Here is a 14,867-nt window from a genome sequence, read left to right on the forward strand (position 1 = left end):
GATGCTCATCGACCTGCTTGTCGTGCTCGGCTGGGTGCTGGCGGTGCTGCTGGTGCTGATCGGTCTGGCCGGGATCATCCTGCCCGCCCTGCCGGGCGTGCCCGTGATCCTGTTCGGCCTGGTGCTGATGGCCTGGCTCGACGGATTTGCCAGCGTCGGGCTCGCCACCCTGCTGGGCCTGGGCTTCCTGGCCGTGCTTTCGGTGATCATCGACTTTCTGGCCACCGCCGAAGGCGCGCGGCGTTTCGGCGCCGGGCGGCACGCCATCCTCGGCGCCACCCTGGGCCTGCTGGTCGGCATCTTCTTCGGACTCCCCGGCATCCTTCTGGGGCCCTTCGTCGGCGCCATGCTGGGCCACATGGCCAGCAAGGCCAATCTCGATGCCTCGATGCGTGCCGGCGTCGGCGCCACGATCGGGGTGGTCGTCGGCACCGTGGCCAAGGGCATCATCGCAGCGGTGATGCTGGTCTGGTTCGTGCTGGCATGGTGGTTCTGAGCGCCGTGGCTACTTGAGCGCATCGATCTGGGGATGAGGGTTGCGTCGGGTTGACGGAGATTCTTGAGGCATGGACCGTCGGGCGCACGCGCGGGCGGTCTCCGGCGCGGCGCTTCTGGCCCGCGGCCAACCGCACCACGCCTCCAACCTGCGCTGGCCCGACCTACGTTCCGGGTGTCGATCGGAGGCCCATCTCGCGGAGATCTCCGGCAACCCGAAGAGGGGTTCAGCGCGGCTTGCGGGAGGCGGCCAGCAGTTGCTCGATGCGCTGGCCGGTTTCCGATGAGGTGTCGTGCAGGAATTTGAGGCTGGGCGTCAGGCGCAGGCGGATGCGTTTGCCCAGCTCGTGCCGGACCTGGCCGGCGTGTTCGTTGAGGAAGGCCACGATTTCCGGGGCCTGCTCGATCTCGAGCACGGCCACGTAGACCTTGCAGTGACTGAGGTCGCGAGCGACCTCGACGTCGGTGATGCTGATCAGTCCGCGCGGGATGTCGTACTCGAATTCGTGCTGAACGATATCGGCCAGCTCGCGACGGAGCAGGCCGGCCACTCGTTCTGCGCGGGCGACGCTCATCAGTCGAGGGTTCGCTGCACTTCGACCCGCTCGAAGCACTCGATCTGGTCGTTCGGCTTGACGTCGTTGTACTGCTTCACGCCGATGCCGCATTCGGTACCGGCCTGCACTTCCTTGACGTCATCCTTGAAGCGACGCAGGGACTCGAGCTCGCCCTCGAAGATGACGACGTTGTCGCGCAGGACGCGGATCGGGTTGTCGCGCTTGACCACGCCTTCGACCACCAGACAGCCGGCGATGGCACCCAGCTTGGAGGAGCGGAACACGTCCTTGACCTCGGCCAGGCCGATGATCTGTTCCTTGACCTCGGTACCGAGCAGACCGCTGATGGCCTTCTTGACGTCATCGATGGCGTCGTAGATCACGCTGTAGTAGTTCAGATCCAGATCGGCTTCCTGGATGATCTTGCGCGCCGAAGCGTCGGCACGCACGTTGAAGCCGATGATGATCGCACCGGAAGCCTGAGCCAGGCTGGCGTCCGATTCGGTGATCCCACCGACGCCGGAAGCCACCACGTTGACCTTGATCTCGTCGGTGGACAGGCGCGTCAGCGCATCGCGCAGGGCTTCGACCGAGCCCTGGACGTCGGCCTTGATGACCAGGTTGACGTTCTGGATCTCGCCCGTGCCGCCCTCGCTCATCTGGTCGAACAGGTTCTGCAGCTTGGCGGCCTGCTTTTCGGCCAGGCGGCCCTCGCGTGCAGACTGCTTGCGCTGATCGGCGGCTTCGCGCGCCTTGCGCTCGTCGGCCACCGCCAGCACGTCGTCACCGGCATTCGGCACGCCGGACAGACCCAGCACCTCGGCCGGGATCGACGGGCCGGCCTCGTCGATGGGCTGACCGTTCTCGTCGAACATGGCGCGAACGCGACCGTATTCGGTGCCGGCCAGAATCATGTCACCACGCTTGAGCGTGCCGTCCTGAACCAGGATCGTCGCCACCGGGCCACGGCCCTTGTCGAGGGCGGACTCGACGACCACGCCGCGGCAGCGGCGCTCCGGCACGGCCTTGAGTTCGAGCACTTCGGCCTGGACGAGCACGGCGTCGAGCAGGGCGTCGATGCCTTCCCCGGTCAGCGCGGACACGGGCACGAAGATCTCTTCGCCACCCCAGTCCTCGGGAACCACTTCCTCGGCCGCCAGCTCGGACTTGACCCGATCGGGATCGGCGTCCGGCTTGTCGATCTTGTTCACGGCCACGATCAGCGGTACACCGGCGGCGCGGGCATGCTGGATGGCTTCCTTGGTTTGCGGCATCACGCCGTCATCGGCGGCCACCACCAGGATGACGATGTCCGTCGCCTGGGCGCCGCGAGCACGCATCGAGGTGAAGGCAGCGTGGCCCGGCGTGTCGAGGAAGGTGACCACACCGTTGTCGGTTTCGACATGGTAGGCACCGATGTGCTGGGTAATGCCACCTTCTTCGCCGGCGGCCACCTTGGCGCGGCGGATGTAGTCGAGCAGCGAGGTCTTGCCGTGGTCGACGTGACCCATCACGGTCACCACCGGCGGACGGGTGATTTCCTCACCGGCATCGGAGTCGTCGGCCGCGACCAGTTCCTGCTCGATGTCCTGCGCCTGGGCAGCGCGGGCCTCGTGACCCAACTCCTCGACCACCAGGATGGCGGTTTCCTGATCCAGGGCCTGGTTGATGGTGACCATCGAGCCCATGTTCATCAGGGCCTTGATCAACTCACCGGCCTTGACGGCCAGCAGCTTGGCGAGCTCGCCAACGGTAATCGTTTCCGGAATGTCGACGACCCGCACGACCGGCGCCGTCGGTTTCTGGAAGCCATGCTCCGTCGGCTGGGTGCTGACGCGGCCCTTGCGCTTGGGCTTGCGACGCTTGCTCTTCGGTGTGACGTGCAGTTCTTCGCGGCCGTAACGGGTCTTGGAATCCCCGGCACCCGGGCGCTCCTTGCCGCCGCCACCGCGACGCTTGCGTTCGGCTTCGCGCTCGGCGGCCTGGCGGGCCACCTTGGCCTCGACGCGGGCCTGAGCTTCCGCCAGCGCGCGCTGCTTTTCTTCTTCCTTGCGACGCTCTTCGGCTTCGGCTTCCATGCGGGCGCGCTCTTCGGCCTCGGCCTTCTCGCGCTCTTCGGCTTCCTGCTTGCGACGCTCGGCTTCCTCGCGCTCGGCCTGTTCGGCCTGTTCGCGAGCCAGGCGCGCCTCTTCCAGCGCCCGCGCTGCTTCCTCGCGCTCGGCATCGGAGATTTCCTGCTCGGCGATGGCGCCGCGCTTGACGTAGGTGCGCTTCTTGCGCACTTCGACGTTGACCGTGCGCGACGGGGCCGCGCCGCGCGAACGGGGGCCTCGGCCGGCACCGCCGGCAGGCACCTTGAGTTCGCTCACGGTCTTGCGCTTCAGGGTGACCTTGCGCGGACCGCTGGAGTCTTCGCTGGTCTCGCCCTTGCCGTGGCTGGTGCGCAGATAGGCGAGCAGCTTCTTCTTGTCCTCATTGGTCACCGCCGCCGATGGATCATCGACCTTGATCCCGGCGTCGTTCAGCTGGGTAATCAGGCGATCGGGGGTCACGCCCAGTACTTCAGCCAGTTGTGAAACGGTGACTTGCGACATCACATCAATCCTATTGCTTTGGCGGTTTTAACTACGCTTACTCTTCGTCGAACCAGTGCGCACGAGCCTTCATGATCAGCTCGGCAGCCTGCTCCGGCTCCAGACCCTTCACATCCTCCAGCTCGTCGACCGCGCACTCGGCGAGATCGTCACGGGTGCGGATGCCCTGCTCGGCCAGTCGGAAGGCAATCGCTTCGGTCATGCCCTCCAGGTCCAGCAGGTCCTGCTCCGGGCGGTGTTCTTCGAGCTGCTCTTCCGAGGCGATCATCTGGGTCAGCAGGGCGTCACGAGCGCGCTGGCGCAACTCGGCGACGATGCCTTCGTCGAACTCCTCGATGGCCAGCAGCTCGGCCTCGGGCACATAGGCCACTTCTTCGATGTTGGTGAAACCTTCCTGCACCAGGATGCCGGCCAGCTCTTCATCCACATCGAGCTTCTGCATGAACATCTCGAGGACCTGCCGGGCTTCGCTTTCGCTCTTGGCCTCGGCTTCCTCGACGGTCATCACGTTCAGGGTCCAGCCGGTCAGCTCGGCCGCCAGACGCACGTTCTGGCCGCCGCGGCCGATGGCCTGCGACAGGTTGTCTTCCTCGACGGCGATGTCCATGCTCTTCGAATCTTCATCGACCACGATCGACGAGACTTCCGCAGGCGCCATCGCGTTGATGACGAACTGCGCCGGGTTCTCGTCCCAGAGGATGATGTCGATGCGCTCTCCGGCCAGCTCGTTGGAGACGGCCTGGACGCGCGATCCCCGCATGCCGACGCAGGCGCCGATCGGGTCGGTGCGATCGTCGAGAGCGTGCACGGCGATCTTGGCGCGGCGGCCGGGATCGCGGGCGGCGCCCTTGATCTCGATCAGCTCCTGGCCGATCTCCGGCACTTCGAGCTTGAACAACTCGATCAGGAATTCCGGCATCGTGCGGCTGACGAACAGCTGCGGACCGCGCTGGTCGGGGCGGACTTCGTACAGGTAACCGCGCAGGCGATCGTGCATGCGCGCGTTCTCGCCCGGGATCGTGTGCCGGGAAGGAATGTAGGCGCGGGCGTTCTCACCGAGGTCGAGCACGATGCCGCCGCGCTCCATGCGCTCGATCTTGCCGTGCACCAGTTCGCCGACGCGATCCTTGTAGGCTTCGACGACCTGCTCGCGCTCGGCCTGACGAACACGCTGGACGATCACCTGCTTGGCCGCCTGGGCGGCGATACGACCGAACTCGGGGGGCTCCATCGACTCTTCGATGTAATCACCGACTTCCAGATCGGCATCGTGTTCGCGGGCATCGCTCAGGCGAATCTGATGCGCCTCGTCCTCGAACTCGAACTCTTCGCCGTCTTCGTCAGGCACCACTTCCCAACGCCGAAAAGCCTCGTAGTCGCCGGTGTCGCGATCGATCGCCACACGCACATCGATGTCTTCCGGGTGCCGACGCTTGGCCGCGGAGGCCAATGCCGCCTCGATCGCTTCGAAAATGATCTCGCGATCGAGACCCTTCTCGTTGGACACCGCTTCGGCGACCTGCAGTATTTCCTTGCCCTTGTTCATCTTTGAAGCTTTCCGCTGATTCAGTCCATCGACCGGCCGTGCCGGCCTCCGTTTCAATCCTTGCCGTCGCCCGCGAACAGCGCGTCCAGATCGGGCGCGAGGCGAGCCTTGTCCATGGCATTCACGTCGAGCGACCATTCCGTGCCCTCGACCTCGAGGCGAACCGTGTCTCCGTCGACACCGAGAATGGTGCCCTTGAAGCGCCGCCGGCCGTCGACCGGCGCGTGCATCTGGACCTTGGCCTGTTCGCCGACGAAGCGCGAGAACTGCTCGGCAGTGAACAATGGCCGTTCAACGCCCGGCGAAGACACTTCCAGCGTGAACTGGCCGGAGATCGGCTCTTCGACGTCGAGCAGGGCGGACACTTCGCGGCTGACGGTCTCGCAGTCATCCAGGTCGATGCCCTTCTCGGGCTGATCGATGTAGATGCGCAGCACCCGGTTCTTCGGGTTGGAAGAGTACTCCAGCCCGACGAACTCGTAGCCGAGATCCTCGACCACGGGTGCCAGCAATGCTTCGATCCGATCCTGGGCGGCCATCTGTCCTCGCTCATCCGTCGGTGGGCGCGTCCGACGGAGCAGGCCGGGCGCGACCCTTGAAAACGAAAAAAGCCCCTTTGACCAGGGGCTTTTCTCTTGTTCTCGAAAACCTGGTAGCGGGGGCAGGATTCGAACCTGCGACCTTCGGGTTATGAGCCCGACGAGCTGCCAGACTGCTCCACCCCGCAATCGAGCTGCATAGTATAGGCAGAGCCTCGAAAGAGGTCAACCGCGATTGCAAAAAAAGCATGTAATTCCCCCACGCCCTGCCCTGGACAAGGATGCAGGCCACACGATGATCCGGTTATCCTGCCGGCCTTGCTCATTTCACGGTACTGCAGACTCATGAAACGATTGCTCGCAACCCTGCTGCTCCTGGCTGGCCCCGTTCTGGCCCTGGCCCAGACGCCCGACCTCCGTCAGATCATGGCCGACCCCGAGTGGATCGGGCCGCCCGTCGAAGCCGCCTGGTGGCAGCTCGACGGCTCTGGCATCGTCTACCGCGTCGAGCGTCAGGGCGCCGACGTCAGCGATCTCCGCCTGATCGACCTGGACGCCAACCGCGATCGTCTGCTCGATTACGCCGATCACGCGGGCATCGACGGCGCCGAGCCGGTGTTCCACGCCGCCTCGGGTCGCGCCGTGTTCGTTCGCAACGGCAATCTGTTTCTCCACGAACCCGGAGCCGAGGGCCCGAGGCAGCTGACCGCCGACGGACAGAACGACTCGCAGCCCGGCTTCAGCGCCGACGGCCAGCGCATTCGCTTCCTGCGGGGCGCCAACTGGTACCTGCACGATCTCGACAGCGGCCTGTCGGCGCCGGTAGCGGACCTGCGCTTCGAGGAGGATCCGGACAAGGCGTCCGATGATTCCCTGACCCAGATGCAGCTGCGGCTCTTTTCCAGCCTGAGCGAGGACGTCGAGCGCGACCGCGTGGAACGGCAGGAAGCCCGCCGGGCGGCCGCCGAGGACCCGACGCGTGGCCCCGCCCCCTGGTACCTGGGCGGGACCCTGTCACCGGTGGCCTCCAGCCTGTCCCCCGATGGCCGCTGGCTGCTGCTGGTCACGCAGCCGGCCGGCTACGACGACGGGCGCGACGGCCAGATGCCGCACTACGTGACCGTCGACGGCTACATCGAGGTCGAGACCGTGCGCACGCGCGTCGGGCGCAAGGCCCCGGCACCCCACCGCCTGTGGATGCTCGATCTGGAGAACCGGGAGATCGAAGAGCTCGACCTGAGCGCCCTGCCCGGCATCGATCAGGACCCGCTGGCCGAACTGAAGGCCGAGCAGGGCATCGAGCCCCACGACGCCGACAACCCGAGGCCCGTGCGCATCGCCGGCCTTCAGTGGCAGCCTACCGGGGAGCGCGTGGCCATCCAGCTCCGGGCCATCGACAACAAGGACCGCTGGCTGGCCACGGTGCGACCCGAAGCAGGCGAACTCAATCCCCGTCATCGCCTGACGGACGAGGCCTGGATCAACTGGAATTTCAACGAGTTCGGCTGGATCGGCGAGCACGATGAACTGTGGCTGCTGTCCGAGGAAAGCGGTTACAGCCATCTCTATCGTGTCGACGCCGACCAGGGCGAAGCCGTGGCGCTGACGGCCGGCGACTTCGAAGTCATGGACCCGGTCTGGCGCCACGATGGGGAGCGGGTCTGGATGCTGTCGAACCGCAGCCACCCGACCGAGTACGACCTCTATCGCCTCGACCTGGCCGATGGCGAACTGGAGCGACTGAGCCAGCATCGCGGCATCGAGTCCTTCCAGGTCCTGCCCGGCCACGGCGAGATCCTGGTCCGCTTCTCCGAGTCCTACCTGCCGCCGCAGGTCGGCCTGCTGCCGGCCGACGGCGGTGAGATCGAACGCCTGACCGACACACGCAGCGAGGCCTTCCGGGCGATCGAATGGCGGATGCCGGAAATCGTCGGCGTCGAGTCCAGCCACGGCGCCGGCACCATCTGGGCCAAGTTCTACCCGGCCCGCACGCCGACGCCGGAAGGAGGACATCCGGTCGTGTTGTTCGTCCACGGCGCCGGCTACCTGCAGAACACCTGGCAGCGTTACCCGAACTACTTCCGCGAGCAGATGTTCCACAACCTGCTGACCGAGCGGGGCTACCACGTTCTGGACATGGATTTCCGGGCCAGCGAAGGCTACGGACGCGACTGGCGCACGGCCATTTACCGTCAGATGGGCACGCCCGAGCTGGAGGACCTGATCGACGGCGTGAACTGGCTGGTCGCCAATCATGACGCCAACCCGGAACGCGTCGGCCTGTACGGCGGCTCCTACGGAGGCTTCATGACCTTCATGGCCATGTTCCGCGCTCCCGAGGTCTTCCAGGCCGGCGCGGCGCTGCGTCCGGTCAGCGACTGGGCGCATTACAACCATTTCTACACCTCGAACATCCTCAACACGCCCGACGTCGACCCGGACGCCTACAGCCGTTCTTCGCCGATCGAGTTCGCCGAAGGCCTGGAAGGCCGACTGCTGATGACCCATGGCATGCTCGATGACAATGTCTTCTACCAGGACGTGGTGCGCCTGGCCCAGCGGCTCATCGACCTGGAAAAGGACGGCTGGGAGCTGGCCTCCTACCCGCTGGAGCGGCACGGATTTCGCCGTCCGACCAGCTGGCGCGACCAGTATCAGCGTATCCTGACCCTGTTCGAAACCACCATCGGGGAGGAATGATCCGACATGAACGTGTTCATCACGGGCAACAGCAGCGGCCTGGGTCTGGCCCTGACCGAAGCCCTGCTCGAACAGGACGCCACGGTCTGGGGCATGAGCCGACGGGGCTGTTCGCTCAAGTCGCGCTACGAAGATGCCTTGCGCGACCGGCGCCAGGACCTCGGCAACCTGAAGCAACTCGACGACGGGCTGCAGGCCCTGCTGTCGGACTGCCTGCGCCTCGACCTGGTGGTCCTCAACGCCGGCATCCTGGGACGCATCCAGGAGATCTCCCACACCGATGTGCATGACCTCGAGCACATGATGCGCGTCAACGTCTGGGCCAACAAGATGATCCTCGACTGGTTGATCGAGCAGCAGATTCCCGTCGACCAGGTGATCGCGATCTCCTCAGGCGCCGCCGTCAACATGAACTACGGCTGGGGCGGCTATTCGATGTCGAAGGCCGCGCTGAACAATCTGATGCAGCTCTACGCACCGGAAATGCCGGACACGCACCTGCTGGCCTATGCGCCCGGCCTGATCGACACGGGCATGCAGGACTATCTCTGCGGCGAGGTCGACAGCGAGGAATTCCCGTCGGTACAGAAGCTGAAGGACGCGCGCGGCACCGAGGCCATGCCCTCACCGAAGGACGCGGCCTCACGCCTGCTCGAGTTGCTCGGCGATCTTCGGGAGAACCACGAATCCGGAAGCTTCGTCGACGTCCGGCAGCTCTGAGCCGTCATCCCGGGCGTGGCCGACCAGCCGAACGCGGAATGTTTGCGACGCCCTGGCCGGTTCCAGGGCGTTTTTTCGTAGCAAGGGTCTGAAACCAAGTATCCACTTCGGAGTAGTCACCATGGACTTCAAAATCGGACAAGTGCTGGGCCTGATGGCCAAGACCATGCCCTTCCTGGTCTTCCGCTTTCTGATCTATTTCGCCATCACCCTGACCTACATCCTCATCACCGGCGTGGGCGCCGGCGTCGGCTGGGGCATCGGTCGCATCGCCACCGAGGACCCGGCCGGCTTCTCGATGTGGGGCGGCATCATCGGCTTCGGCCTGGTCTCCGCCGTCGCCTACTTCCTGCGCGAATACCTGCTCTACATGGTCAAGGCCGGCCACATCGCCGTCCTGGTCGAACTGCTCGAGGGCAAGGAGCTGCCCCAGGGCCGCGGCCAGATCGACCACGCCCAGAAGATCGTGCGCGAACGCTTCACCGAATCCTCGGTGCTGTTCGGTGTCGACCAGCTGATCAAGGCCGTCCTCAAGACCTTCAACCGGGTGTTCTTCACGATCACCAACTTCATCCCGATCCCCGGCCTGCAGGGCATCGCCAAGTTCGTCAACACGGTGATCAACCTGTCCCTGACCTACCTGGACGAGGTGATCCTGGCCTACAACATCAAGACCGGCTCGACCAACCCCTGGGAGTCGAGTCGAACGGCGCTGGTCCTGTATGCACAGAACTACAAGACCTTCCTGAAGAACGCCTTCTTCCTGGCCTTCGTGATCTGGGGCCTGACCTTCCTGGTCTTCCTGCTGGTGCTGGGCCCGGTGCTGGCCATCGTCTCCCTGCTGCCGGCCGTGGCCGGACCCCTGACCCTGATCATCGCCGTGGTCCTGGCCTGGGGCATCAAGCAGGCCGTGATCGAGCCGATCGGCATGACCGCGCTGATGCAGGTCTTCTTCAAGGTGACCGAAGGCCAGCAGGCCAACCCGGAATGGGAGGGCAAGCTGGACGGCATGTCGAAGAAGTTCGGCGAACTGAAGAGCAAGGCCAGCGACTGGGACCGCAGCCACGGTTCGACCAGCAAGCCGAGCGACGAACCGCCCCAGGGCGGCGCACCCGCTCAGGGTTGACCGTCAGCGCGTCTTTCGAATCCAGCATCGCTCCATGCAACGAGGCATGGAGCGATGCCCTGGCGCGAACCGCCGGGATGGCAAGGGGACTCAGTCGAAGCGATCGGCGAAGATTGCATCCACGAAGGCGTCATCGTTCAGGATCGTGCCGATCCTGAAATCGGCCAGCGGGTCGATCGATCCCCCACTGCGAGGGCTTTCCAGCTGGATGGCGAAGTCCTCGTCGCTTTCTGCCTCCGTGTCACCTGCGACCCGGATCAGGACGGGCAGGCTGACGACCCCGGGACCCATGACGAGCTGACCTTGCGGCAGCATTGCGCCGGCAAAGTCGGCAGCATCGGCCGGCGCCGATCCCGCGCCGAGCACGGACCAGCTCACGCTCGCGGCCTTGTCGACGAAGCCGCTTCGTTCGATGCGGAATTCGAAGTCCGTGCTACCTGCGTCGCCTTCGTCCTGGATCGGGCTGATCGACTGGAGCGAGAAGAGACTGTCATCGTTGCGCACGATGCCGGGGGCGCTCGCCGCGTTCTGGTTGACGAAGCAGCCCACCACCTCGACGAGTTCGACGAGAAACTGTTCGTCGCCCTCGGCCTCGCTGTCGCCGGCGATCAGAATCTCGATCTCGTTGCTGACCTCGCCGGGCCCCATCTGATAGGTGGGACCGGTCGTCCCCAGCGTCCATTCGCCGCCCAGGTCCTCGGCTTCGATCGGGTCCAGCCCCGTCCCGGTGATGCTCAGACGATAGCTGCAGAAGCCTTCCGTGTCCTGGGTGCGAGTGACCAGAAAGCGAAACGGGGAGACGAACAGATCACCCTCGGCCCCGTCGCTGCCGATCGGAACGATGGACAGGGTGGGAACGGGAAACAGGGCATCGTCGTTCAGCACCGTGGCGAAGGCCTCGTTCACCAGCCCCGGCTGCCCGCCGGTGATGCCCTGCAGCACGACACGGAAGCCCTCATCGGCTTCGGCATTGCCATCGCCGAAGACGTCGATGTCGACCGTCCGCTCGCGTTCTCCGATGTCGAAGAACACGGTACCCGAGGGCAGTACGGAGTCATCGAAGTCCGCCGCATCGACCGGTGCCGCGCCATGGCCGAAGACTTCCCACTGGGCCTGGGTGGTCCCATCGGTCGGCCCCAGCCGACGAACCGTGAAAGCGAAGGTCCGGAAGCCGCCCGTCCCTTCGGCCAGGACGACCGCCGCCGGTTCGAACTCGACGAGCGGGTCCTGCAGTTCGTAGGCGCCGATATCCTGCCCACCGCCGACAACTCGCGCAAAGCCCTGGCCTCGCTGATCCGAATTGCCCAGCGGCGAGGCCACGTCGATGATGGGCGTCTGGAAGGGTCCGTGCGGCCGCATCAGCACGCATCCGGGCGCCGGATTGGCAGGAAACCCGACGGGCCGGCGGCAGCCCAGGTCGGCAAGTGGACCGAAGGGGAGCGAGACAAAGACATTGTTCTCGTTGGCTCCATTGATTTCGCCGACCGTGTCAGGCGGCGACAGCAGGCTATGACGCAGGTTGACCAGGGCCGCATTGCGTCGCCAGAGGTTGCCTTCACCGGCGGCCAGGTTGGACAGCACCGTATTGCGCAAGCTCAGATTGCCGCCCTCGATCTCGATCCCGGACGCGGCCTGAGCGGCGCCCAGCTGGGTCTCGTTACCGATGATGGAACTGTTGTCGATCGATGTCTGCGCATCGATCAGCACCATGCCGCCGGTCCCGGCCGAGCCGAGGTTGTCGGCCACGGTGCTCGAGACGATGGACAGCGATGCGCCGTTGCCCGCAGCGCCGTCGAATCGCAGCCCAGCGGCGCTGTTTCGCGCGATCGTCGAATTGGTGATCGAGCCGACGACCGGGCCGACCAGACGCAGGCCATTGCCCTGGGTGTCCAGAATCATGGAATTGTCCAGTACGAACAGATGGCCGTCGTTGCTGGCCTGCAGCCGCACGGCCTCGGCGCCGAGCGTTGGATCGAACAGGGAGTCGAAGATCAGCAGGTTGGCCTGTCGAACGTGGATCGCCCCACCGGCACCACCCAGACCGGCCGAATTCTGTTCGAAACTGCTGCGGCGCACGATGACGTCACAGCCGCTGGAGAACAGTGCGCCGCCGCCGTTGTCGCCCACCGAAACGTTGCCTGTAAACAGGCTGTCCTCGATCTTCAGGGTGACCAGGGGACCGACACAGTGGATCGCACCGCCCCCTTCGAGGACAAAGCCGGGGTTGTCGTTCAGGGCCTGGTTTTCCGTGAAGATCGAATTGCGGGCCACGACCTCCAGGGCGCGCGGACCGAAGCTGTCCTGCTTGATGCAGAGCGCGCCGCCGCCATTGTTGCAGGGGCCACCGGAGGGCGGAGGGAAGCTGGGTCGGGCATCGGCCAGGATCAGGTTCTCGAACAGATATTCCCCGTTGTCGCTGAGCGAGTTCAGATCGAAGCGGAACAGATTGTCGGTCATGCCGGGAGCCGGCCGGATGAGTTGACGATCCGCCGGCCCGATGATCTGCACACCGTTGCGAAGCACCAGGGTCGATTCGAGTTCGATCGGACCGAGGCCCGGCTCGATCAGGATGCGATCGACACCACCACTACCGCCTTCGCAGTCGACGAAGGGCCGATTACCGCGGGAGTTTTCGATCGCCTCGGCGAGGGAACAGAGACCGTCGCTCAGCGGCGGCAGGTCATCGCGCTCGGTATTGACGACGATATCTGCCGCCCGGACTGAACCGGTCACGAGCAGCAGCAGGACGATGGACAGGCGAGCCGCAGGCGCCAGGCCAGCGCGGACAGGGACGCGCACGTTCATGTTTCAATCCTCATGGAGTGTTTTTTTGGAATTGCAGGTCAGGAAATCGGCGAACTTGCATCGCACCGACTACTCGACGCGCACGTTCAGGCCCAGGGGCATCCACCGACCGTTCTCGAGCACGTAGCGCAGACCGAAGCGGAACAGTCCGTGCTCGCTGGACAGGTGCGCGTTCAGATGCAGTACGCCATCGTCGTCGATCCGGGGCAGGCCCTCGAGCACGGGTTCCGCGCCCCGCAGCGGGGCGAGGTCGATATCCAGGCCGAGAAAGGCGCGGTAGGCGCCGTCGAGATCGGCGACCGCATGCTGGGCCCGCCACAGGCTCGAGGCCTCGGCGTGGAACCGCGCCATGCTGCCGTCGGCGAGTGCGTCGAAGAAATGGCCGGTGGTGGATCGAACCAGGGCGACGGCCGTGTCCGTGTCGGGCGCCCCAGGACGGCCTCCGTCGACCAGCCCGGCGGCGCTGCGCTCGATTCGATGGATCCGCCATTCCCCGTCCTCCTCGACCAGGTCGATCGCGACGGGAATGCGCCCGCCGGAGTCCGTCACCAGCGCCCCCTCGAGGCGGCCCTGGCCGTTCTCGACGGCGCGTCGATTCCACTCGGCTCGCTGCACCCGGCGCATCTGCTGCTGGTCGAGGAAGCGCGCCAGCGCGGCCGGATCGGTGCCATCGCGGAAGCCCTGCGACAGCATCGACCAGGCCTCGTCGCTGCGTCCATCGCGCACGGCGGCGAAGAATGCGTCGGTGGGTTCCACCAGTCCGCGAGTCAGGAACAGGGCGGCGGAGACGGCGGCCACCGCCAGCATTGCGATCAGAGCGAGAGCGATCAGGATTTTCTTCATCTTGGCGTTTTCCAATGGGGTCGATTCGAGAGACGGGGTCACGGTGATCAGCGGAGTCAATCGCACCCCGGTTCGCCCCGGTAGCACCAGCCGCTGTCCATGTTGTAGAGGATGCTCATGGTCGACTCGTGGCTCATCTGCGAGAGCTGGCTGGCCAGGGCCAGGGACTGCTGACATTGGGCTTCGGCCCAGGCCCGCTGCTCGGGCGTCCCGGCCTGGGCCCAGACGTTGCCGCAGGCGTCGACATAGGGCTGGGCGATCGCGCTGCTGGCCGACGCACCCAGCCACTGCCGGGCCATGCACTGGTCCTGGCGCTCGCCGGGCCGGCAATCCATCGGCGGCGGAACGGCGGCTGGCTTGCTCGCCTGCAGTTGACGAGCATCCATGCCGCCGAAGGCCACCAGCGGCAGCATCACCCCGCCCAGTTCGGCAAAGCGCTGCTCCGTCGCCGAGAACAGCATGTGCATCAGGACCCCCGTCGACCGGTCCGTGTGGGTGTAGGCGGCCAGGTAGCCTCGGTCGCTCGGGCTGACCAGGCGATGCAGGCGGAACAGGGCCGGTCCGTGCATCCGCTCCTCGATCAGCTCGGCACGGATTCCATTGGCGGGCAGGTCGAACTGCTGCAGCACCGCGTCGGCCAGGGCCGCCGGCGTGATCGCCTGACCGGGTGTGCCCGCGACGGCGAACAGGGCCAGTACGGGCGAATTCTCTGCCGACGATTCGGTCAGGATCAGCGAACTGTCATCCATCTGGCGTTGCCATCCCTGGGGCAGCTGCATGATGGTGCCGGCGATCGGCTCGGGGCGCAGATCCAGCGCGCCGGTCTGGGCGGACGCGGACATGAGGGGCAGCAGGAACGCGGCCAGAAACAAGACGGTGGGTTTCATGGAGGGTCTCCTTGGAATGCAGGGGTGCTGCCGCACCGGGAAGTTCGGTGCGGCA

General features: G+C 65.6%; 11 protein-coding genes and 1 tRNA gene. 4 read left to right on the forward strand and 8 right to left on the reverse strand.

The annotated features are described in order from the left end of the window. Position 1 precedes the first annotated feature (1 nt). Complete coding sequence (locus tag WM2015_RS12325; RefSeq protein ID WP_049726329.1) at positions 2-496, forward strand: DUF456 domain-containing protein; 495 nt, start codon at positions 2-4, stop codon at positions 494-496. A gap of 226 nt (positions 497-722) precedes the next feature. On the opposite strand, the gene rbfA is transcribed toward WM2015_RS12325, so the two are convergent. The 5 genes from rbfA to WM2015_RS12350 all read right to left on the reverse strand — a co-directional run bounded on the left by rbfA (position 723) and on the right by WM2015_RS12350 (position 5,919). Next, complete coding sequence (rbfA, locus tag WM2015_RS12330; RefSeq protein WP_049726330.1) at positions 723-1,070, reverse strand: 30S ribosome-binding factor RbfA; 348 nt, start codon at positions 1,068-1,070, stop codon at positions 723-725. Next, entirely contained in the window at positions 1,070-3,646 is a 2,577-nt protein-coding gene (infB, locus tag WM2015_RS12335; protein WP_049726331.1) for a translation initiation factor IF-2, read from the reverse strand. Before infB ends, rbfA begins: the two co-directional genes overlap by 1 nt. 37 nt (positions 3,647-3,683) lie before the next feature. Then, a complete protein-coding gene (gene nusA, locus WM2015_RS12340) occupies positions 3,684-5,192 on the reverse strand; it encodes a transcription termination factor NusA (protein ID WP_049726332.1) in 1,509 nt (502 codons plus the stop codon). Positions 5,193-5,245: 53 nt separating this feature from the next. Then, on the reverse strand, positions 5,246-5,731 hold the full coding sequence (gene rimP, locus WM2015_RS12345) for a ribosome maturation factor RimP (protein ID WP_049726333.1): 486 nt from the start codon (positions 5,729-5,731) through the stop codon (positions 5,246-5,248). A 111-nt stretch (positions 5,732-5,842) separates the two neighbouring features. Then, a tRNA-Met gene (locus tag WM2015_RS12350) sits at positions 5,843-5,919 on the reverse strand. 157 nt (positions 5,920-6,076) lie between these two features. Between WM2015_RS12350 and WM2015_RS12355 the strand changes: the two genes are divergently transcribed. The 3 genes from WM2015_RS12355 (at position 6,077) to WM2015_RS12365 (ending at position 10,277) form a co-directional block, all read left to right on the forward strand. Beyond that, positions 6,077-8,431 carry a prolyl oligopeptidase family serine peptidase gene (locus tag WM2015_RS12355; RefSeq protein WP_049726334.1) on the forward strand — a complete coding sequence of 785 codons (2,355 nt, stop codon included), beginning with the start codon at positions 6,077-6,079 and terminating at the stop codon, positions 8,429-8,431. Positions 8,432-8,437: 6 nt separating this feature from the next. Further along, entirely contained in the window at positions 8,438-9,151 is a 714-nt protein-coding gene (locus WM2015_RS12360; protein WP_049726335.1) for an SDR family NAD(P)-dependent oxidoreductase, read from the forward strand. Positions 9,152-9,272: 121 nt separating this feature from the next. Beyond that, the gene (locus WM2015_RS12365) at positions 9,273-10,277 is read left to right on the forward strand and encodes a hypothetical protein (RefSeq protein ID WP_049726336.1); all 1,005 of its coding nucleotides are present in this window, start codon (positions 9,273-9,275) and stop codon (positions 10,275-10,277) included. 90 nt (positions 10,278-10,367) lie between these two features. Here the strand turns inward: WM2015_RS12365 and WM2015_RS12370 are convergent, their stop codons facing one another. The 3 genes from WM2015_RS12370 to WM2015_RS12380 all read right to left on the reverse strand — a co-directional run bounded on the left by WM2015_RS12370 (position 10,368) and on the right by WM2015_RS12380 (position 14,812). Continuing rightward, the gene (locus tag WM2015_RS12370; protein ID WP_049726337.1) at positions 10,368-13,082 is read right to left on the reverse strand and encodes a Calx-beta domain-containing protein; all 2,715 of its coding nucleotides are present in this window, start codon (positions 13,080-13,082) and stop codon (positions 10,368-10,370) included. Between the two features lie 69 nt (positions 13,083-13,151). After that, entirely contained in the window at positions 13,152-13,925 is a 774-nt protein-coding gene (locus WM2015_RS12375; protein WP_156201161.1) for a hypothetical protein, read from the reverse strand. A 56-nt stretch (positions 13,926-13,981) separates the two neighbouring features. Continuing rightward, positions 13,982-14,812 carry a hypothetical protein gene (locus tag WM2015_RS12380; protein WP_049726339.1) on the reverse strand — a complete coding sequence of 277 codons (831 nt, stop codon included), beginning with the start codon at positions 14,810-14,812 and terminating at the stop codon, positions 13,982-13,984. Between the last annotated feature and the right edge of the window lie 55 nt (positions 14,813-14,867).

Origin of the sequence: Wenzhouxiangella marina, from assembly GCF_001187785.1 — a bacterium.
GTDB lineage: Bacteria > Pseudomonadota > Gammaproteobacteria > Xanthomonadales > Wenzhouxiangellaceae > Wenzhouxiangella > Wenzhouxiangella marina.